This is a genomic window from Flagellimonas pelagia (genome assembly GCF_003584135.1).
Lineage (GTDB): Bacteria > Bacteroidota > Bacteroidia > Flavobacteriales > Flavobacteriaceae > Flagellimonas > Flagellimonas pelagia.
Genome location: NZ_QXFI01000026.1, coordinates 455308 through 477086, shown reverse-complemented (window position 1 = coordinate 477086; position 21779 = coordinate 455308). Strand labels below are relative to the sequence as shown.

Annotated in this window: 19 protein-coding genes; 15 read left to right on the top strand and 4 right to left on the bottom strand. The window is 42.4% G+C overall.

Going from position 1 to position 21779, the window contains the following annotated elements; all coding sequences use genetic code 11:
- The first annotated feature begins 35 nt into the window (after window positions 1-35).
- Genes mreC through rodA form a run of 4 tightly spaced genes read left to right on the top strand, consistent with a single transcriptional unit; the run spans window position 36 to window position 4548 of the window.
- The gene (mreC, locus tag D2V05_RS12140) at window positions 36-851 is read left to right on the top strand and encodes a rod shape-determining protein MreC (RefSeq protein ID WP_119647910.1); all 816 of its coding nucleotides are present in this window, start codon (window positions 36-38) and stop codon (window positions 849-851) included.
- Window positions 844-1350 carry a rod shape-determining protein MreD gene (locus tag D2V05_RS12135; protein WP_119647909.1) on the top strand — a complete coding sequence of 169 codons (507 nt, stop codon included), beginning with the start codon at window positions 844-846 and terminating at the stop codon, window positions 1348-1350. Before mreC ends, D2V05_RS12135 begins: the two co-directional genes overlap by 8 nt.
- Before the next feature lie 56 nt (window positions 1351-1406).
- On the top strand, window positions 1407-3275 hold the full coding sequence (locus tag D2V05_RS12130) for a peptidoglycan D,D-transpeptidase FtsI family protein (protein WP_119647908.1): 1869 nt from the start codon (window positions 1407-1409) through the stop codon (window positions 3273-3275).
- The gene (gene rodA, locus D2V05_RS12125; RefSeq protein WP_119640112.1) at window positions 3265-4548 is read left to right on the top strand and encodes a rod shape-determining protein RodA; all 1284 of its coding nucleotides are present in this window, start codon (window positions 3265-3267) and stop codon (window positions 4546-4548) included. Before D2V05_RS12130 ends, rodA begins: the two co-directional genes overlap by 11 nt.
- On the opposite strand, the gene D2V05_RS12120 is transcribed toward rodA, so the two are convergent.
- Window positions 4545-5342 (bottom strand): DNA/RNA non-specific endonuclease, encoded by a 798-nt coding sequence (locus D2V05_RS12120; protein WP_119647907.1) that lies wholly within the window; start codon window positions 5340-5342, stop codon window positions 4545-4547. The two genes, rodA and D2V05_RS12120, sit on opposite strands and share 4 nt — an antisense overlap.
- Before the next feature lie 106 nt (window positions 5343-5448).
- Between D2V05_RS12120 and D2V05_RS12115 the strand changes: the two genes are divergently transcribed.
- Window positions 5449-6342 (top strand): bestrophin family protein, encoded by an 894-nt coding sequence (locus tag D2V05_RS12115; protein ID WP_119647906.1) that lies wholly within the window; start codon window positions 5449-5451, stop codon window positions 6340-6342.
- 60 nt (window positions 6343-6402) lie between these two features.
- On the opposite strand, the gene D2V05_RS12110 is transcribed toward D2V05_RS12115, so the two are convergent.
- Entirely contained in the window at window positions 6403-8574 is a 2172-nt protein-coding gene (locus D2V05_RS12110; protein ID WP_119648007.1) for a carboxy terminal-processing peptidase, read from the bottom strand.
- A 203-nt stretch (window positions 8575-8777) separates the two neighbouring features.
- Between D2V05_RS12110 and surE the strand changes: the two genes are divergently transcribed.
- From surE to D2V05_RS12080, 6 genes are read left to right on the top strand one after another with little or no spacing between them, the layout of a single operon-like run.
- Window positions 8778-9554, top strand: a complete 777-nt coding sequence (surE, locus tag D2V05_RS12105) for a 5'/3'-nucleotidase SurE (RefSeq protein ID WP_119647905.1) — start codon at window positions 8778-8780, stop codon at window positions 9552-9554.
- Window positions 9544-9831, top strand: a complete 288-nt coding sequence (locus D2V05_RS12100) for a hypothetical protein (RefSeq protein WP_119647904.1) — start codon at window positions 9544-9546, stop codon at window positions 9829-9831. Before surE ends, D2V05_RS12100 begins: the two co-directional genes overlap by 11 nt.
- A 54-nt stretch (window positions 9832-9885) precedes the next feature.
- Window positions 9886-10254 (top strand): four helix bundle protein, encoded by a 369-nt coding sequence (locus D2V05_RS12095; RefSeq protein WP_235855448.1) that lies wholly within the window; start codon window positions 9886-9888, stop codon window positions 10252-10254.
- Window positions 10255-10303: 49 nt separating this feature from the next.
- Window positions 10304-11416, top strand: a complete 1113-nt coding sequence (gene lpxB, locus D2V05_RS12090; protein ID WP_119647903.1) for a lipid-A-disaccharide synthase — start codon at window positions 10304-10306, stop codon at window positions 11414-11416.
- 33 nt (window positions 11417-11449) lie between these two features.
- Window positions 11450-11992 carry a C40 family peptidase gene (locus D2V05_RS12085; RefSeq protein ID WP_119647902.1) on the top strand — a complete coding sequence of 181 codons (543 nt, stop codon included), beginning with the start codon at window positions 11450-11452 and terminating at the stop codon, window positions 11990-11992.
- Between the two features lie 45 nt (window positions 11993-12037).
- Window positions 12038-14014, top strand: a complete 1977-nt coding sequence (locus D2V05_RS12080; RefSeq protein WP_235855447.1) for a ComEC/Rec2 family competence protein — start codon at window positions 12038-12040, stop codon at window positions 14012-14014.
- On the opposite strand, the gene D2V05_RS12075 is transcribed toward D2V05_RS12080, so the two are convergent.
- Window positions 14011-15576 (bottom strand): peptide MFS transporter, encoded by a 1566-nt coding sequence (locus D2V05_RS12075; RefSeq protein WP_119647901.1) that lies wholly within the window; start codon window positions 15574-15576, stop codon window positions 14011-14013. The genes D2V05_RS12080 and D2V05_RS12075 overlap by 4 nt on opposite strands.
- 16 nt (window positions 15577-15592) lie before the next feature.
- Window positions 15593-17752 (bottom strand): S9 family peptidase, encoded by a 2160-nt coding sequence (locus tag D2V05_RS12070; protein ID WP_119647900.1) that lies wholly within the window; start codon window positions 17750-17752, stop codon window positions 15593-15595.
- Window positions 17753-17929: 177 nt separating this feature from the next.
- Here D2V05_RS12070 and D2V05_RS12065 point away from each other — a divergent pair, with 177 nt between their 5' ends.
- From D2V05_RS12065 to D2V05_RS12050, 4 genes are all read left to right on the top strand, one after another.
- Window positions 17930-19246, top strand: coding sequence for a hydroxymethylglutaryl-CoA reductase, degradative (locus tag D2V05_RS12065; RefSeq protein ID WP_119647899.1), 1317 nt, complete (start codon window positions 17930-17932; stop codon window positions 19244-19246).
- Window positions 19243-20154: a GYDIA family GHMP kinase gene (locus tag D2V05_RS12060; RefSeq protein WP_313786752.1), complete on the top strand. Its 912-nt coding sequence runs from the start codon at window positions 19243-19245 to the stop codon at window positions 20152-20154. Before D2V05_RS12065 ends, D2V05_RS12060 begins: the two co-directional genes overlap by 4 nt.
- A gap of 10 nt (window positions 20155-20164) precedes the next feature.
- Window positions 20165-20893 carry a subclass B1 metallo-beta-lactamase gene (gene bla, locus D2V05_RS12055; RefSeq protein WP_119647898.1) on the top strand — a complete coding sequence of 243 codons (729 nt, stop codon included), beginning with the start codon at window positions 20165-20167 and terminating at the stop codon, window positions 20891-20893.
- Between the two features lie 120 nt (window positions 20894-21013).
- Entirely contained in the window at window positions 21014-21661 is a 648-nt protein-coding gene (locus tag D2V05_RS12050; protein ID WP_119640140.1) for a helix-turn-helix domain-containing protein, read from the top strand.
- Window positions 21662-21779: the final 118 nt, after the last annotated feature.

Below are 21779 nucleotides of genomic sequence, written 5' to 3'. Positions count from 1 at the left end.
ATAGGTATTCAAACCTTACTTAACGATACGATTGCATGCAACGCATCATCAACTTTATTTTACGCTATAGAAATGCTTTTCTTTATAGTTTTCTTGCGCTCATTTCGTTGGTGATGACCGTTCGGTCGCATTCCTATCATCAATCCAAATTCTTCAATTCCTCTAAGTGGTTGTCCGGTAGTATTTATGGAATGGGTGCGGATATCTCGTCCTACTTTGGCCTCCGTGAAGAAAACCAAAGGTTGGTACAAGAAAATGAGCGCTTGCGAAGAATGCTTTTCAACACCCAATTTGATACCATCCCAAGTCTGGATTCCACTTATGTGGAATATGGGGTTTTGAGTGCCAAACTCATCAAGAACAGTTTTTCATCGCCTCGAAACTATCTAACCATAGACAAGGGCCGTAATGATGGAGTAAAGCAAGATATGGGCGTCATCACCACCAAAGGTATTTTGGGTATCATCGAAAATGTATCGAACAATTTTTCCACGGTACAGAGTGTGCTCAATACCAAATCGAACATCAATGCCAAGATAAAAGGTACCAACTACTTTGGTTCCCTAATATGGGATACCGAGGACTATACCACAGCCCAATTGGTAGACATCCCCAGACTGGTCCCGCTGGTTGTTGGCGATACTATTGTTACGGGAGGTATGTCTAGCATATTTCCGGAGAACATTCCTATCGGCATCATCAAAAAATATGATCTTAACGCCTCGCGAAGCTTTTACAATATTGATGTGGAACTGTTCAACGATATGGCCAACATCAAGAATGTATATTTAATAGAGAACCGGAACAAGAAAGAAATCGAAGAATTAGAGAATAGGACCCTGAATGAATAACACGATCTTTATAAATATTTTCCGTTTTGTGTTATTGATCCTGACCCAGGTCCTGATTTTCAACAACCTGAATTTTATGGGGTTCATCAACCCGATGGTCTACGTGATATTTTTCTACTGGTATCCCATTAAAGGCAACCGCGCCCTTTTTATGGTCATTGCTTTCTTGCTGGGCTTTATCATCGATATTTTTTCCGATACCATGGCACTGAATGCCTTGGCTTCCTTAACCATTGCGTACGCGCGACCGGTGCTGATGCGATTCTGCTTTGGGGTCAATTACGAGTTTCAGAATTTCAGTTTCAAGAATACCACCAATATCCAAAGAGTGACCCTTTTGGCCTTGATGGTACTCGTTCATCATTTGATATTCTTTTCACTGGAAATTTTAAGTATTGCCCATATCCTTTTAATTTTGAAAAAGGTTTTTGCTACAGGTATCGTAACTTTAATACTTTGTACACTGTTTAGCTCACTTTTTAGTCCTAAAAGTGAATAATTTTGAAACTGCGTCGTTGGATATAAAGGGCTAGGGGTCTACAAATCTGGTCGAGTATGAAAAAATTGTTATTGTCATCGGTTGTCGTCATTATTGGGTTCACCTTTATTGGGAGATTATCCTATTTGCAATTGTTTCGTTTTTCGCCCGATCAAATATTGGACGATCCTGCCATCAAAAAAATTTATGACTACCCGGAACGGGGATATATCTATGACCGGGATGGTAAATTAATGGTGGGGAACCAACCTGCCTATGATGTCATGGTCATCCCTCGAGAAGTAAAGCCTCTGGATACCGTGGAATTTTGTCAACTTTTGGGAATCAACAAGTTGGAATTCCTGAGCAAAATGGAAAAGGCAAGAATATATTCCCCTAGGCTACCTTCGGTTTTGGTTCCTCAGTTATCCAAAGAAGATTATGCCAAACTTCAGGAGAAAATGCGTCACTATGTGGGCTTCTACATCCAAAAAAGGTCCCTCCGGTATTACAATACCCATAGTGCGGCCAATGTTTTGGGCTATATCAGTGAAGTAAACGAGGGGGACCTGCAAAACAATCCCTATTACGTTGCCGGTGAACTAAAGGGACGCACTGGCATTGAAATGGAGTATGAGGAAATCCTCCGTGGGCGAAAGGGAGTAAAACACATCCAAAAAGATCGTTTTAACAGGGATATTGGTCCATACAAAAATGGAAAACTGGATACCCTGCCCAAACAAGGCAAGGAAATCCACATCACCTTGGACAAGGAACTCCAGGAATACGGGGAAAAATTGATGCACGGCAAAAGAGGTGGTATTGTGGCCATAGAACCCAAAACAGGGGAGATTCTGGCCATGATCTCGGGCCCTACCTACGATCCAGCCCTTTTAGTGGGGAGGGAGCGTTCCAAAAACTACAGCAAACTCCATTACGATACCATTGCCAAACCCACTTGGGACCGTTCCATTTTGGCCCAACCCTCGCCTGGGTCACCTTTTAAAACATTGAATGCCCTTATAGCCCTTCAAGAAGGTGTGATAGATCCTAGCACCAAGTTCAGGTGTTACCATGGCTTTTACGTGGGCAATACATTACGGGGCTGCCACTGCGGAGGTGGTGTCCGTGATTTGAACTCGGGAATTTACCAATCCTGCAATGCCTATTTTGCGGGGGTTTTCAGAAAAATATACGACAAATATAGCACTACGGACGAAGGCATGGACGTATGGGACAAACACATCAAAAGTTTTGGTCTTGGCGATTATTTGGGCACTGACCTTCCCACTGGTGCACCGGGAAGAATTCCTGATAAGGAATATTATGACAAATGGTACGGGGATGGTAGATGGGCCGCCTCCACGATCATTTCCAATTCTATTGGGCAAGGTGAGGTTGCCGCCACTCCCCTTCAATTGGCCAACATGACAGCCGCTATTGCAAATCGCGGTTACTTTTATACCCCTCATGTCATAAAGAGTGTTGGAAATTCTGGTGCCATCGACCCCAAATTCACAACTCCCCATTATACAACCATAGACCGTAAATATTTTGAGCCGGTCATTCATGGCATGGCAGATGTATACAATTACGGAACGGCCAAATGGCTCAAGATTCCAGGTGTTGATATTGCAGGAAAAACAGGTACGGTAGAAAATTATATCCGAGTGGATGGTGAACGTATGCAACTCACGGATCACTCCGTTTTTGTTGCCTTTGCCCCTGTTGAAAATCCACAGATTGCACTGGCCGTATATATTGAAAACGGTTATTTCGGTGCCCGTTATGCAGGTCATATTGCGTCCCTTCTGATTGAAAAATACATCAAGGGAGAAATAACCCGGAAAGATTTGGAAACACGGATGTTGGAAAAAACCTTGGAACACGAATATGCCAAACCTTATACGGGTGAACCTTTCAAGATAAACGAGCGTGAGTGGTAAAGGCCCTTTTGGAAGGATAGATTGGATTACGGTAATCCTTTATGTTTTGTTGGTCTTCATTGGATGGATCAATATTTATTCCACTTCGCTGAGCGATACGGCCACTTCCATCTTTGATTTTTCCACCCTATATGGGAAACAGCTCTTTTTTATTGGATTGGCCTTTCTAGGAATCATTTTTGTTCTTTTTGTGGAGTCCAGTTTTTTTGAACGGTTTGCCTCTATTTTCTACGTGGTTTCCATTGTTTTGCTCTTGGGGCTTTTTGTTTTTGGGAAAAAAATTGCAGGGGCCACCTCTTGGTACGATCTGGGCTTTTTTAATTTTCAGCCTTCGGAGCTTGCCAAGGTAACCACTGCATTGGCCTTGGCCAAATTTTTAAGTGATATCCAAACCGATATCCGTAGCGGCAAACATCAACTATATGCCCTTACGATTATACTATTGCCCGCCCTGCTGATCTTACCTCAACCCGATCCAGGAAGCGCCCTCATCTATTTCTCATTGTTTTTTGTGCTTTTCAGGGAAGGTTTCCCACTATATTATCTCGGAATTCTATTGGTCATTGTATTATTATTTGCCACTACCTTGATGTTCGGAACCGTGTGGGTGGTCATTGGATTAATAACCCTCGCCCTTTTGGTATATACGTTCAAAAAAGCAACGCTAAAAATTCCCGTGCTCCCCGTAATCGGTGTCATTGTGGTTTCTACCTTATTCTCACTATCGGTAAACTTTGTGTTCGAGAAAGTATTTGAACAACGGCATAGGGACCGCTTCGCGCTCTGGTTGGGCTTGGAAAAAGATGAGAAGAAACTGGAGGAAATCCGAAAGACCATCGGCTACAACACCTATCAGTCCGAAAAGGCCATTGAGTCCGGTGGATTTTTTGGCAAGGGATTTTTGGAGGGCACACGTACCAAAGGGGACTTCGTACCCGAGCAGCATAGCGATTACATATTCAGTTCTGTGGGCGAAGAATGGGGCTTTTTGGGCACTACCACGGTGATCCTTCTATTTTCGTTCTTCTTTTTACGGTTGATTCACATCGCCGAACGGCAAAAAAGTGATTTCAGCCGCATGTACGGTTATGGGGTAATATCCCTGTTGGTCTTTCATTATTTCATCAATATTGGAATGGTGATCGGGCTGTTGCCTACAATTGGAGTTCCTCTACCGTTCTTTAGTTATGGCGGCTCTGGACTTATCTTTTTCAGTATGCTGCTGTTCATCTTCCTAAAACTGGACTCGAACCGTTTAAAGGACGGCATCTAAAATTTCCATCCGGAAGCATCCACGTTTTGTTCCCTTTCTTCTTGCCAAGCCTTGGGTTGTTTTTGAAAGAAATCTATTCCTGTTCTTTCTTCCAGCGTATGGACTGGAACCAAAAAACTTTGCAATGGGGCATTGCTTTCAGTGGCCGGCATCAAAAATGCCAACACTTTCGCAGCATTTCCATCACCCTTAAGAACAATCTTATAAAAGTATCTGGGCACATCCACATCCTCTTCCCCGATTTCCTCTAGACCCTCTTCGAGCACACCTCCTGTGATAATAATCAAATCACCATATTTTTTGCACCACCTACGCACTTGTTGCTCAAGGCGGTTCCATACCCCTGCATTGAAATCCTTGTCCTGCGGGCTTATATTGCTGGTGTAGAAAGTCTCATTATAAGCAAACTCTGAAAAGCGGCGGTCCCCTGCCGGACATAAATGTCCGCGATCGTAACCGGAACCCCGATAGTTTCTCCAATCGGCGGATTTGGTACGGACCAGGGGATCTTCGATAAAATAGGGACGCTTTCTGTCATCATAGGTAAGTTGGCTCTTTTTGAGTTCATAGGCCACCCATTCTGCCTGCTCATAAGGTTCATTGTACGAAAGGGAAAAGAATTCGTGATGCACCACCTCACCCGTGGTGGAACTAGGCAAAAAATCTATTTCAACCACATCCTCTCCCGAACTATTGGGATTTGAATATGTGGCCGGAGTATAAAAATTTTCGAACAGCCAAAAGCCGATCAAGCATAATGCAAAAAGAATGGCATAGAGTGTCTTTCTCTTCATCGATAATCTTTAAGCACACAAAACTAAATAAAATTGAAGGAGCTGTTTTGGCCAACATCAATTGAATTGTCATTACTTTTATACAGTACCTTAAGTTGCTTTCGTGATGATCACCAAACAGATATTTCCGTTAAAATATATTTTTAATGAAATCAAAATCTCCTTACTTATTGTCACGCTCATTGGATTAGTGGTAGATATTCTTCCTGTTTTTTTTCCTGATTTTTTGCCTGACATTCCAATTTCAATAGCAACTACATTGGGTATTGCGATATCGATCTTGATTTCTTTTAAAGTAAACCAATCCTATGACAGATGGTGGGAAGCCCGCAAAGTATGGGGAGAGATCGTAAACGACTCCCGTACGTTGGTTTTACAATTAAAAATGTATGTGGAACCCGACGATCCCGTAATCAAGAGCATGGCTTATCGACAAATTGCATGGTGCTACTCCTTGGGACAATCTCTAAGAAAGATCGATCCCTTTAAAAATTTGGGCGGGTTGATCTCGGATTCAGAACTGGAACATTTACAATCGCAAAAAAATGTCCCCTTGGGCATTCTCAATTTTCAGACCGATTCCATTAAAAAACAATTTGACGAAGGAAAATTGGATGGCTTTTCCAGACTACAACTGGAAGGAACTTTGGCACGACTAACTGCATCAATGGGGAAATGTGAGCGCATCAAAAATACGGTGTTCCCGACCACTTACCGTAAAGGCTTGCACTTGGCCATTTACCTATTCGTTATTTTTCTGGCCATGTCGGAACCGCTTCGTTTAGTGGTAGTATTGGAGGTTTTTATTTTGGTCATTATCTCTATGGTTTTCTTTTTTCTTGAAAAAGCCGCCTTTAGATTACAAGACCCTTTTGAAAATCAACCAACCGATACTCCAGTAACCTCCATAGCAAGGACCATTGACATCAACCTTCGACAACTTTTGGGCGAAACCGACTTGCCCAAGCCCATTGAATCCGACGATTTTTACATTATGTAATTTATGTCCATAAAAAAACCGACCCTTTTGGAGTCGGTTTTAGGTATTTGGAGAAATCGGCTATCCTTTTACGCTGGCCAATTTTCTTTCTTGTTGCTTGATGTTGTTCAAGTGAAGGTCTTTTAGCACGTTCACGGCCTCTTCCACATAAATGTCACGGGCCAAATCCTTGTGCCATCTGTCCCTCTTTTCCCTGAGTACGGAATCTTGTGTAAAGAGTTCCGTCTCATATTTCAAAGAACCAAAAGACAGTTTGGAATCATAATCCCTTAAGGTCTTGAACTTGTCGGATTGCTTTTTGGCCTCTTCCGCTTTTTGCACATAGGCATCAAAATTTAGGGAGATCACATTCTCATCTTGCTGCTCCTTGATCCATTTGGCGTTCTCCTCGATCAACTTGATCTGAGGATTGTTCTCCATGCGCTTTTTGCTGTTTGCCACGGCAGTTTCAAAATCGATATAGCCATCCCAAATTTTATAATCGGCTGGAGTGATCTTGTCCCAACCCAAAGGGTTTTGCTGATCACGCTCCCCAAGGTCGATGTAACTGTATTTGTCCGGAATCACGATATCGCTTTTCACGCCTTCCAACTGTGTGGAACCTCCGTTGATCCTGTAGAATTTTTGGGTCGTCAATTTAATGGCCCCCAAATCACCTTGATCATTGCTTCGCACGATATTGTCCAAAGGAATCACATTTTGAACGGTTCCTTTACCAAAAGTCTGTTTGCTGCCGATGATAACGGCCCTCTTATAATCCTGCATGGCAGCTGCCATAATTTCGGAAGCGGAAGCGGACAATTCATTTACCAATATGACCAAAGGACCATCCCATTGGATACGCTCGTCCTTGTCCTCATGTACTTCTTTACGTTGTCCAGAGGAACGCACCTGTACAATTGGTCCATCCTTGATGAACAATCCGGCCATTTCCACAACGGTTTTCAAAGATCCTCCACCATTGTCCCTTAGATCCAAGATGATGCCCTCGGCACCTGCCTCTTTCAATCTTTCCACCTCTTTGGCCACATCGGTAGCCGCATTGCGTTCGGTGTAATCTTCAAAATCCACATAGAACTTAGGAAGGTTGATCAATCCATATTTGTGGTCGTCACTATCAATAGTGGCGGATTTTGCATAAGACTCTTCCAACTCCACTACATCTCTCGTAATAGACACTTTTTGGATGGTTCCGTCCACCTTTCTAACGGTAAGGTCCACTCTGGTTCCTTTTGGGCCTTTGATCAATTTAATGGCATCGTCAAGGCGCATCCCTACAATATCGATGGGCTCTTCACCTTGCTGGCCTACTTTTAGGATCTCATCTCCCACTTCAAGGGACTGATCTCTCCAAACGGGTCCACCAGAAATGATCTCGACAATTTTAGCTCCTTCAGGTTTTTTCTGAAGTCGGGCGCCGATACCTTCAAACTTCCCGGACATGCCAATGTCAAATCGTTCTTTTTCCTCTGGGGCAAAATAGAACGTATGGGGATCAAACTCCTCCACAATAGTATTCAAATACTGAACAAACCAATCCTTACGCTCCAAATCGTCCACAAAGTCGAAGAATTCGTCCAAAGTGTTCTTGGTCACTTCCCTTGCTTCCTCCTCGGTGGTCACCTTGTCCACATTAGCAGGAATATCGTTGAAGGCCAATATCGTCTCTGAGTCCACGTTGGCTTCTTGGTCCGCATCGGAGATTCTATTGTCAATTTTGTTTTCAAAAACGTTCAAGGTGTTGTACTTGAGTTGCTTTCTCCAACGCTCTTTGAGCTGTTTTTTGTTGGCGGCGAACTCTTGGTTCTCGTAATCGATGTTGATGGTTTCATCAACTGTGTAATCGAAGGGTTCTGCCAAAACTTCCTTGTAAATTTCCTTTGCTTCTTCCATACGCAACATCAAGCGTTGGTATACGGCATTGAAAAAAGTAATATCGGTGTTCCTGATCTCGTCATCTATCATGAACCGATACTTTTCAAAATCCCTGATATCGCTTTGGAGAAAATATCTTTTGGTAGGATCCACAATGTCGATAAAATCATCGAACACATTGGAGCTAAAATTATCGTTAATGTCTTTGGGCTCATAGTGGCCCCTTTCCAAAACATAAGTAATCAAATCCAGCAAAAGCTTATCCTTGTCGTCGTTGTCGAAAGACTTATTGGTAAAGCTACATGAGGCTACTGCAACAAGAATAACCAAAAGTGCCAAGATAAAGTTCTTCTTCATAATGTGATTTTTTTCTGGAGCGAAACAATCTGACCTCATACCGTCAAATCTTCATTACGTCATCCGTCGTTCTTAATTGTATGAATTCCCTAAGATACAGAAAAAACCGTGCCAGTTCTGTGTGCCGCTTTTAATTTTTTGTTAAACGGTCAAGGCTTCATATCCTTATGAAAAACGTATTTTTATGCCTTTAATTATACCTCATGGAAAAACCGCTCATTTTGGTCACCAATGATGATGGAATCACAGCCCCTGGACTTAGGGCCTTGATACGCACCATGAAAGAGATCGGTGAGGTGGTGGTGGTAGCCCCGGACAGCCCCCAATCGGGCATGGGACATGCCATTACGGTAGACAGCACGCTATTTTCCAAAAAAGTAGTGGTGGACCATAAAGAAGGTGCCCCAAGCGAGTATAGCTGTAGTGGAACCCCGGCCGACTGTGTAAAATTAGCCCTTCGTGTGCTACTGGACCGGACACCAGATATTTGTGTAAGCGGCATCAACCATGGTTCCAATTCTTCGATCAATGTCATTTATTCGGGTACCATGAGCGCTGCCATTGAGGCCGGTATTGAAGGTATTCCCGCCATAGGGTTTTCCCTTTGTGACTATTCCTGGAACGCCAATTTTGAACCTTGTTTGGATGCCGTGAAGAAAATCGTCTCCGAGGCTTTGACCAATGGAATGCCCAAAGGAACCGTACTCAATGTGAACATTCCCAAAACCGAAAAGCTCAAAGGGATCAAAATATGTAGACAGGCAAGGGGCAATTGGAAAGAGGAATTTGACAAGCGCAGGAGCCCCTCTGGCAAGGATTATTATTGGCTTACCGGGGAGTTCGAGCTTTTGGACAAAGGAGAGGACACCGATGAATGGGCCTTGGCACAAGGTTACATTTCGGTGGTACCCACCCAGTTCGACCTCACGGCACATCATGCCATACCATTAATCAACAATTGGAACTTAAATGAACACTAGAAAAGAAATCATCATCGGTTTTGTGGTAGGAATCATTGCGAACACATTCGGCACCTTGCTCTACATTCTCCTCTTTTCGGATTTAGGGATTGTGGACACCTTTAATGCCGCAGTGGAGCAAGGTCATATTGGCAGTTTGCTCGCATTGGGTGCCATCTTGAACTTGATTGCCTTTTTTGGGTTTCTACGAATCAAGAGGGACCAGAGAGCCAAAGGTGTGATGTTGGCCACTTTGGTAACGGCGTTGGCTATTTTGTTGTATAAAGTGCTATCTTAAACCAACATTATTTTGCTTTTAAAGTTTCAAGAGCAAGAACAAAACCAAAATCAAATGTCCCAAATCCCTACTAAAAAATATGATCTGGAAGATAGAATAGTGGAATTTGCAGCAAATACAGCTTTATTCTATCAAGATTTACCAAAAGATGCCATCGGCAATTACTATGGAAACCAATTACTACGTTCTGGAGGAAGTGCCGCGCTAAATTTTGGCGAAGTACAAGGAACCAACTCTGATAAGGATTATATCAATAAAGCCAGTCTTAGCTTGAAGGAACTCAAAGAATCAAGGGTCAACTTAAAAATCCTGAAGAAATTGGATTTTGGCAACGGTATTCGAAGAAACAATCTTCTTGATGAAGCGGAACAGTTGATAAAAATTATTGCTACGATCATTAAGAACAAAAAGGAAAATCCTTGAACTGCCAAAATTTGATTCTTTGACTTAATTTTGAACTTGAACTTTTCCCATGAAATACTATATCATAGCCGGTGAAGCCTCAGGGGACCTCCACGGTTCCAACTTGATCAAGGCCCTTAAAAAAGAGGATGCCTCGGCCGATATCCGTTGCTGGGGCGGTGATTTGATGGAAAAAGCCGGAGGAACATTGGCCAAGCATTACAAAGACATGGCCTTTATGGGTTTCTTGGAAGTGCTCAAGAACATTCCTACCATTTTCAAGAACATTGCCTATTGCAAAGACGACATTGAAAAGTTCCTACCAGATGTCATCATTTTTATCGATTTTTCTGGATTTAACCTTCGGATTGCGAAATGGGCCAAGGAACAAGGTTTTAAGACCAACTATTACATCTCGCCCCAAATTTGGGCCTCCCGCGAGGGTCGAATCAAAAAAATCAAAAGGGATATTGATGCCATGTATGTCATCCTTCCCTTTGAGAAAGATTTTTACGAAAAAAAACATGGTTTTCCCGTAGAGTTTGTGGGGCATCCGCTTATTGATGCCATCGAGAATACCTCTTTGGAAGAAAACGATTCCTTCCAAAAAACAAACGGGTTAGACCCTGAAAAACCCATTATTGCATTGCTTCCCGGTAGCCGAAAACAGGAGGTGCAGAAAATGTTGGATGTGATGCTGTCCGTGAAAGGGGATTTCCCCGATTATCAATTCGTAATTGCAGGTGCTCCGAGCCTTCCCGATGAATTTTACGAACCCTTTTTAAAAGGCAACAAAGTGGGTTATGTCTCCAACAAAACCTATACCCTCCTCAAGCATTCCCACGCCGCTTTGGTCACCAGTGGAACGGCCACTTTGGAAACAGCTCTTTTTGGCATCCCTCAAGTGGTGTGCTATAAGGGAAATTGGATTTCCTACCAGATTGCCAAGCGCATCATTACCTTGGATTTCATCTCCCTGGTCAACCTCATCATGAACCGAGAAGTTGTTAAGGAACTGATTCAAAATGAATTGACATCAAAAAATCTTAAAAAAGAGTTGTCAAAAATTATCGGGGGACCCGAACGCGAACGCATTTTATCCGACTATAAATTGTTACGCGAAAAATTGGGGGGAAGAGGTGCCAGTCAATTGGCGGCCCGATTAATCGTCGAAAATGCGTAGTTTTATCTTCCAAGAAAGAAAATCTATTCTTGGATGTTTCGAAAAACCATAATCTTACTGTTATTTTTTGCCGTTGTTGCCTGTGGCCCCGGTAAAAGAAAACGAACCTACAGCAAGACCCGGACCGTTACGGTTGAGGGGTCGACCGAAGACACATCTCCCAGAAAATCCAAAAAAGAAGAACGCATCAACGAAAAGGCAGAGGCCATTATTTCCACCGCGATGACCTTTTCTGGAACGCGTTACAAGTATGGGGGCACCACAAAAAAGGGCATGGACTGCTCTGGGCTGGTGTTTGTTTCCTTAAAGGAAAATGATATTCTATTCCCTAGGGTTTCCTATCAAATGGCCATGGAAGGTCAAAAAATTGATGTCGATGAAGTTCAGAAAGGGGACCTGCTTTACTTCAAGACCTCCAAAAGCGGAAAGCGCATCAACCATGTAGGGTTGGTCGTTGAAGTGGATGGGGACGACATCAGATTTATTCACGCCACAACCTCAAGGGGCGTTCTGGTATCCTCATTACGGGAAGGATATTGGAAATATGCCTTTGTAAAAGCCATGCGTATCCTTTAGGTGCGCCAGCTTAATTTTGTGTCCGTTAAACTCGTTTTATGTGTGATGACGGGCATTGTACTGGGTTTTTATGGTGGATTGCCACCATTACCATTTCTGATTGTTTTGTTGGTCCTGCTTCCCGTTTTGTATGGGATCGGCAAAAAACAGACAAGGGACGGATTCCCTTTTTTTGAACTGGCCACTGCCCTTTTTGGTATTGTTCTGGGTGTTTTTGTGCTGAGCATGGCTTCTTTCCCTGCCAATTCTTATAGAATTGATCACGATCTGAATACGGAAAGCCCATGGCATCTTAAAATCACCGAAACCTTAAAACCGAATGCCTATTCACAAAGGTATGTTACCAAGGTTGTTGCCGTTGATGGTGAAAATTCTTCAGGGAAAATGCTGTTGATTCTGCCTTCGGACAGCACTGACAAACCTTTTAAGGTTGATGATGAGTTGCTCATCTTGGCAAAACCTGAGACCGTTCCACCTCCGCTTAATCCTCATCAATTTGATTACAAAAGATATTTGGAGAAACAAGGCATCCATCACCAGATATTGGCCAATAAAAATGTATTGGTGCCCATTGAACGTCCTTCCCAAACCCTGTTGGGTATAGCCTCCAATTTTAGAGAGCATATCATTGCCCAATTGAAGAAACATGATTTTGGTGTTCAGGAACTGGGCGTTATCCAAGCTCTATTGTTGGGACAACGCGACGATATTTCCGAAGACACTTACAACAATTATATCAATGCCGGGGCCGTGCATATTTTGGCCGTTTCCGGACTTCATGTGGGCATCTTGCTACTACTATTGCAATTCCTGCTATCCCCTTTGGAGCGATTACAAAGTGGAAAAACCTTAAAGTTGGTTATTATTGTAACCTTACTTTGGGCGTATGCCTTTATTGCCGGACTTTCCCCATCCATTGTACGGTCGGTGACCATGTTTTCCTTTTTGGCCTATGCCATGCACCTTAATCGACCCACGAATTCGTTCAACATTATTGCCTTGTCCATGTTGTTCATTTTGTTGGTTAAACCTTTGTTCTTGTTTCAGGTAGGTTTTCAAATGAGTTACGCCGCCGTGTTCGCCATTGTTTGGATCTATCCCAAAATACAGCGATTCTGGTATCCCGATAACTTTTTAATTCGAAAAACATGGCAGTTGTTATCGGTCAGCGTGGCGGCACAATTGGGGGTTTTGCCCATAAGTCTTTTTTATTTTCATCAATTTCCGGCCCTATTTTTTGTAGCCAATTTGTTGATCATTCCTTTTTTGGGGTTGATACTGGGGCTTGGCATCTTGGTGGTTTTTTTAGCATTGATGGATGCATTGCCAACAACGTTAGGGCTCGTTTATGATCAAATCATCAAACTGATGAATGCCACAGTGGGTTGGGTAGCCCATCAGGAAGGATTCATTTTCAAAGATATTCCGTTTGATGCGGTGCAATTAATATTGGGGTATGTGGTGGTCATTGCCTTAGTCGTCTTCCTTTCCCGACCCAAATGGAAATTGGCAATAATCTTACTTTCTTCAATCATCGGTATGCAGAGCTGGAGTCTATGGAACCAAGTGGGACTACAAAACAAGGAAGCCTTGATCTTGGCCCATCGTTCCAGAAATACTATTTTATTGCATCAAACCGGAAGTTCCTTGCATATTTACATCTCCGATTCCCTTAATTTAGGAAGCTTAGCCAAGGATTTTTCCGTTGCCGAACGAATTCAAAAAACAACTGCGGAATCACTCAAAAACTATTATTCCATCAACCACCAAACTTTATATGTGATGGATAGTTTGGCCCTTTATCCAGTACCAAAAGAAATTGATTATCTACTGTTGACACATTCCCCAAAAGTGAATTTAGAACGTGTCCTGGATTCCCTTCGACCTAAAATGGTATTGGCAGATGGCAGCAATTATAAAAGTGTAGTGAAACGTTGGGAGCAAACTTGTATCCAAAAAGAAATCCCTTTCCACTATACGAGCGAAAAGGGATATTATGCTTTTAAATTAAAAGATGATTAAGATTCGATTACCTCATGGCCCTCGACTTTATCATCATGCATATCAACCTCATTATCTTCAGCCCCATGAGTCAAACGTTTTAATGGTTTTAAAAGAAATAAAACTAGCGTTCCGAAGAGTACTGCAAAAATAAAAAGGCCTCCAAAAACCTTCAACTCTCCTGCTTGGACCGAACTTTCTCCCACAATACCTGCAACTTTGTTCCCCAAACCGGTGGCTGCCCAATAAACTCCCATCATTAATGCCATATATCTTGCAGGAGCCAATTTTGTAAAAAATGACAACGAAACAGGAGACAGGCTCAATTCTCCAATGGTATGGAAGAAATATGCCAGTACAAGCCAATACATTGCTGAACTTCCTTGACTTTCATATTGTAATGATGCAAATACCATGTATATAAACCCAATTCCCATGATAATGACCCCCACAGCCATTTTGAATAGCGAGGTGGCTTCTTTGCCCTTCAATTTTCTTTTTGCCCAAAAATTGGCGACAACAACCGCAAAAAGAATTATAAATCCTGCATTGGCAGCTTGAAACCATGCGGCAGGAACTTCCCATCCCATTAGCATTCTATTGGTTTTCTCCTGTGCATACAAATTCATAAGTCCCCCCATCTGCTCAAAACTTCCCCAGAAAACAATTACCATCAAGAGTGAAATGAGCAAAACAACATACCTGTCTTTTTCCACTTGTCCATTCAAATTTTTATAAATCATCATCATCATTCCGGTAATGAATGATAAAAAAATAAAGAGCATCCCATAACCCCAGCTATCTGGGCCTTCATAGGTTAAACCTGCGTAGATGGAATAAGCCAACATTACACCTACTATAATCAATTGCAGAGGGGATTTGAACAATTGTGAAAACAATTGCCCCAAACTGATATCAGAAGCTTTTTCTTCTTTTGTGGGCACATTACCTACATGCACCAAAAACCTCTGTCCATACAGATATACCATCAATCCCATAAACATACCGATCCCTGCCAATCCAAAACCATAATGCCAACCATACACAGCCGCGACAATTCCCACAGTAATGGAAGCAATAAAAGAGCCTAAGTTTATACCTACATAGAATATACTGAACCCCTTATCTCTTCTAATATCATTTTGTTTATACAATCCCCCAACCATGGTTGAAATATTGGGTTTCAACATCCCAACACCAAGGATCACAAAACCCAGTCCCGTATAATATGCCCATAAAGCATCTATTGCCAAAACCCCATGTCCAATTGTCAAAAGGATGGCGCCAATAGTTACTGCCTTTTTTTGTCCTAAATACCTGTCGGCCAAAAATCCTCCAGGAATACTCATTACATACACCAACATAGTATACCACCCATAAAGTGCCAAAGCCTCTGTAGTTGTCCACCCTAAACCACTTTGTGGATTATTCTCCAAAGTTTGGGCGGTCATATATAATGTAAGTAGCGCTCGCATTCCGTAATATGAAAATCGTTCCCACATTTCGGTGAAGAACAACACGTACAGGCCTACCGGGTGCCCAAATAACTCTCTTTTGTGTGCTGGTTTCGCTACTGCTGACATATATTTTAAAGTTTGATTATAGATTTTCCTTGACAAAGTTGGTCAGTTTGGTAAAGAGGTGCAATCGGGTGTTACCTCCATAAATACCATGGTTCTTATCGGGATAAATGGCCCAATCGAACTGTTTGTTGGCCTGCACCAAAGCCTCGATCATGCGCATGGTGTTCTGCACATGCACGTTGTCATCACCAGAGCCATGGACCAATAAATATTTGCCCTTTAACATTTCAGGATAATTGAACGGGGAATTATCATCATAACCGCTGGCATTTTCCTGTGGGGTCTGCATATAACGTTCCGTGTAAATCGTGTCGTAAAACCGCCATGAAGTAACCGGCGCCACCGCAATGGCCATTTCAAATACATCGTTGCCTTTTAAAATACAGTTGGTGGACATGAAACCTCCATAGCTCCACCCCCAAATTCCTGTTCGGTTCTCATCGATATAAGGGAGCTCACTCAATTTTTTGGCAGCGGCAATTTGATCTTCCACTTCGTATTTACCCAATTCCTTTTGGGTCAGTTTTTTAAAGTCCCTACCCTTTAATCCGGTTCCCCTACCATCCACGCAGGCCACAATGTAGCCTTCGGAAGCCAACATTTCGTGCCAGTAATCATTACTACTGATCCAACTATTGGATACCGATTGTGATCCAGGACCACTATATTGGAACATGAAAAGGGGATATTTTTTATTGGGGTCAAAATCGGCAGGCTTGATCATCCACATATTCAAATCGTATCCATTAATGTTGATGGTGGAAAACTCCTTGGGCGACATTTCGTACCCATCCAGTTTTTCCAATAAGGCCGAATTGTCCTTGATCGCTTTCACCAACTTGCCATCCGAAGCTTTGTGCAAGGTAAACTCATAGGGCGTGGTGGCGTTGGAAAAGGTATTGATGTAATAGGTATAATTGGTACTGAAGGCAGCCGAATTGGTGCCCACTTTGGTGGAAAGTCGTTTCTTTTTCTTTCCATTGGTAGAAATGCTGTACACATCCCGATTGATGGAACCATTCTCCACAGACTGATAAAAAATCCTATTGTTCTTTTTGTCATAGCCATAGTAGCGGGTCACTTCCCACGGACCCTGAGTAATCTGGTTCTTCAATTTGCCATCCTTACCATATAAATACAAATGGTTGTAGCCATCCCCTTCGCTGGTCCAGATAAAACTATCATCGGCCAAAAAAGTAAGGTCGTCATCAATATCGACATAGGCATTGTCCTTTTCTTCCAACAGAAGAGAAACGGAATTATCAGTTGCCTTTATATCGAATAATTTCAAATCATCCTGATGTCTGTTCAACGTTTGTACACTTAAATGATCGGGACTGTTCATCCATTTGATCCTCGGAATGTAATAGGGATCGTTCAAATCCACATGGGAAATGGCCCCTGAAGCCACATCGAACATATGCAGGGTAACCACGGAATTGTTTTCCCCTGCCTTTGGATATTTGAACTCATATTGATAGGGATACAGATTGGTCCCATACATATCCATGGAAAAACTGGGAACGTCTGTTTCGTCAAAGCGAAGGAATGCGATCTTAGTTCCGTTACTGTTCCATTCAAAGGCACGGACAAAACCAAATTCTTCTTCATACACCCAATCGGTCACCCCGTTGATGATGGTTCCTTTACTACCATCCTTGGTCACCTGTTGAACTTCTTTGGATGATAGATCCATAATATAAATATTGTTGTCGGAAACATAGGCCACTTTTGAACCATCAGGGGAAAGGGTAGGCTCTTGGATTTTGGTTTCGGAAATCTTCACCAAACCTTTGGTGGCAATATCGTACACATAATAAATGCCTAATCTAGATCTTCTAAAAATGGGTTCCACTTCGGTGGCCAGCAAGACTTTTGATTCGTCATCACTAAAGGAATAGGAAGAAAAATAGGGGACGGATTCCGAGGAAGCCACAATGGTCTCCACCTTTTCCAAAGTTTCATAATCATACTTGTCCAGACTGCTGGATCGTGGGGAACGGTTAAAATTGAGGATGGTGTATTGCTTACCGTTGTTCATGGATCGCAAAACATCCATATATTCTGTACTGAACGCTCCGCCCCAAATTTCTTCGAGGGATATTTTTTTCTTCTGTGCTGTAGAAAAAGTCAAAAAGCCAAAGAGGGAGAGCAATAGGAAAAACTGCTTGTTCATGCGGTCAAAATGGTTTAAAAACCTCCAAGTTTACTAATATTTATCCGAAAAATAAACTTTGATGTTGCATTTGCAACAAGAAGCATGGAGTTAAATTTCTCAAAATCGGTTCAAAATTTTGATGGCAATCGCCCAAAGTGGCAATATCCTTATATTTGAGTCCTTTTACCAAACACTATGAAGACGCCAGTTGAAGGATTTTCAAAACTTTCCAAAGCTGAAAAGATAGATTGGATTGCCAATCAATGCACTACGAATCCCGAAGCCACCAAAAAACTGTTGGAACGCTATTGGAACCCTGATCCCCAAGTACAAAAATTGCATGATGAGTTTATTGAGAATACCCTCACTAACTATTACTTGCCATTTGCGGTAGCGCCCAACTTTTTGATCAATGGAGAGTTTTACGCCGTACCCATGGCCATTGAAGAAAGTTCGGTAGTGGCCGCCGCCAGTAAAGCTGCTAAATTTTGGTTGGACAAAGGTGGATTCAAGACCACCATTTTGGGAACCGAAAAAGTGGGACAAGTGCATTTTATGTACAAAGGTAATCCTAAAAAACTGAAGGATTTTTTCAATAAAATTCACTCGAATTTGCTGAGTAGTGTTGCCCCCATCACACAGAACATGGAAAAACGGGGAGGCGGAATCAATGGTATTGAATTAAGGGATTGCACCGACAAGATTTCTGGATATTACCAATTGCACTGCACTTTCGAGACCTTGGATGCCATGGGTGCCAATTTTATCAATTCGTGCTTGGAGCAATTTGCCAAAACTTTGAAAGAACAGGCCAAAGGCTATCCTGATTTCTCTGAAGAGGAGAAAAACATAGAGGTGGTCATGAGCATCCTTTCCAATTATGTTCCCAATTGCTTGGTGAGGGCGGAAGTGGAATGCCCAATTGAAAAGTTGGTCATTAAAGACATTTCCCCAGAGGAATTTGCCCAAAAATTTGTGCAGGCGGTGAACATTGCCAACGTGGAACCCTATCGCGCCGTAACCCATAATAAAGGCATCATGAACGGCATCGATGCCGTGGTGCTCGCCACTGGAAATGATTTTAGGGCCGTGGAAGCCGGGGTGCATGCCTATGCCGCTAAAAATGGGAGTTATTCCAGTTTGACGCATGCTTCAATTGAAAATGGCATGTTCAAATTTTGGATAGAGATTCCACTGGCCTTGGGTACTGTAGGAGGCCTTACTTCTTTGCATCCGTTGGTGAAGTTGGCACTGGAAATCCTTCAAAACCCATCAGCCAAGGAATTGATGCAAATTGTAGCTGTTGCGGGATTGGCACAGAATTTTGCCGCTGTAAAAAGTTTGGTGACCACGGGAATCCAAAAAGGCCACATGAAAATGCACCTGCTCAACATGCTCAACCAAATGGGGGCCACCGAAAGCGAAAAAGCACAGCTTGTCCATTATTTCAAGCATGAAACTGTAACCAATGCTTCGGTAAAAGAAGCCTTGGAAAAGCTGCAAAGATCATGATGCAAAAAGAATTCTACAGCAACGGAAAATTGTTGCTCTCGGGAGAATACGCCGTGTTGGATGGGGCACTGGCACTTGCCATTCCTACTAGTTATGGTCAATCGCTTAAGGCAACCCCTACATCCTCTGCCCAACTAAAATGGGTAAGTTATGATGAATCGGATCAAGAGTGGTTCCATGCGGAATTCGATATCGAAGACTTAAAAATCAATTCAACATCTGACCCTAAAATTGCCGAAACCCTAGCGGTTTTGCTCCAACAGGCTAAATTGGACAATCCCCTATTTCTGTCGGACCATGATGGGTTTTTGGTAGAAACCCACCTCAGTTTTCCAAGGTCATGGGGCTTGGGCACCTCATCCACTTTGATCAACAATTTGGCCCAATGGGCCCGGGTAGATGCCTATGAACTTCTTCGGAAAGCCTTTGGCGGAAGTGGTTATGATATTGCCTGCGCACAACACAATTCGCCCCTTACCTATCAATTGAAAAAAGGTGTACCCCAAGTGAAAGAAGTCCAATTCGACCCTTATTTTAAGGATTCCTTGTTCTTTGCCCACCTGAACCAAAAGCAAAGCAGTAAGGACGCCATAGAGGCCTATAGAAACCGCTCTTTTGACAAGGAAGCATTGGTCAAACGCATTTCTACCTTGACCCAAAAAATGATTGCTAGCCCCAACTTGTCGGAATTTGAAATTTTGATGGAGGAACATGAAACCGTTTTATCCGAAGCCCTTGGCATACCACCCGTAAAGCGCTCACTGTTTTTGGATTATCCCGGAATGATAAAAAGTTTGGGGGCATGGGGCGGTGATTTTGTAATGGTTACCGGCGATGACAATACCATGGCATACTTTCATGACAAAGGATTCCCTACGATACTGCCCTATTCGAAAATGATACTGTAACGCTCATTTAATGAAACAGGTCAACCTTCTTCTTTTGGTATTGGTTTGGGTAATTGGCTGCAAAACTCGTAACCCCATTGATGGCTATGAATCTGCCACTTTAAAAATTGAACCTCTCACGGAACATGCCTTCTTGCATGTTTCTTATTTGGAAACCGAAAGCTTTGGCAAAGTGGCCTGTAATGGGATGATTGTGGTACAAGATGGCGAAGCCATTGTGTTCGACACCCCAGTTAATAATGAAGTTTCCGAAGAACTTTTAAATTGGTTAAAATCGAAAGACTTGCATGTAAAAGCTGTGGTAGCCACCCATTTCCATGATGATTGCTTGGGAGGTCTTCAATCCTTTCACGATAGAAATATTCCTTCTTATGCCAACCAAAAGACCATAGAATTAGTTCAGGATAAGGAGTTGGCAATTCCCACCAATAAATTTTCAAAAACTTTGGAGTTGCAAGTTGGCCATGAAACCGTCATCCTCGATTTTATGGGGGAGGGACATACCGTGGATAACATTATAGGTTATTTCCCAAAAGATCAGACCATGTTCGGTGGATGCTTGATAAAATCCGTCGGGGCCGGTAAAGGTAACCTGGAAGATGCCAATACCTCAGAGTGGTCGCAGACCGTGGCCCGAATCCAAGCAAAATATCCAAATGTCTCCCTAATTGTGCCCGGCCATGGACAATATGGGGATAAGGGATTACTTGATTATACCCTTGAATTGTTTCGAGAATAGGAAAAATAAAACCAATTGACATCCATCATCCGTAAACCCAAAGGAGATGTTCATCAATTAAGGTCCAGATGTAAGGCTTCTTTTTTACACTTTTCTACTTGAAGATGTAAATTATAAAGTATGACGATTTGGAACAATCTACCGTTTATCAACAAAAAAGTGAGGCCCCTGTCCAACAAATTGGCATTATTACTGGCAATGGCCTTTATCTCCAATACCATTATCCTTTTGTTCATTTGGTTCATTAGGGATGATGAATTTTTAAAGGTTTTTGAAATTGTTCAACTAGGCTCCTTTTTATTGTATGCCATTCTAATCTACACCTTTGTGGCACGTATACACATGCTATCAATAAAAGCTTATGGTATTTTCCCGTTATCCAAAACTCATCAAAAGTATGAGAAGACTGGCCTCTCCGAGTCATTTTCTTTAGAGCTGAAAAATAAATTGGCGCATTTGATGGACTCAGAAAAGCTCTACCTGAGACATGAACTTAGATTGGATGATATTGCCGAGTTGCTTGACATTTCCAGACATCATGCATCACAGGTTATCAATGAGAACTTTAATCTGAATTTCTACGATTTTGTAAATGCCTACAGGATTGAAGAAGCCAAAGCCAAATTATGTGCGGGTTTTGAAAATTCGTCGGAATCCATTTCGGACATCGCATACCAGTGCGGTTTCAACAACCGAGTTTCATTTTACAAGGCATTTAAAAAGATTACCCATACCACCCCTACCGAATTCATGATGAGAGCTGCGTAGTAATTCCTTGAATTAGATTTCCGGCATCTCGAGAACACGATTGGATGAACACTTTCCTATTTAATCTAATCAACAGGACATCTCCATTACTTCCAGTAACATATAAGCCACTGAGGTT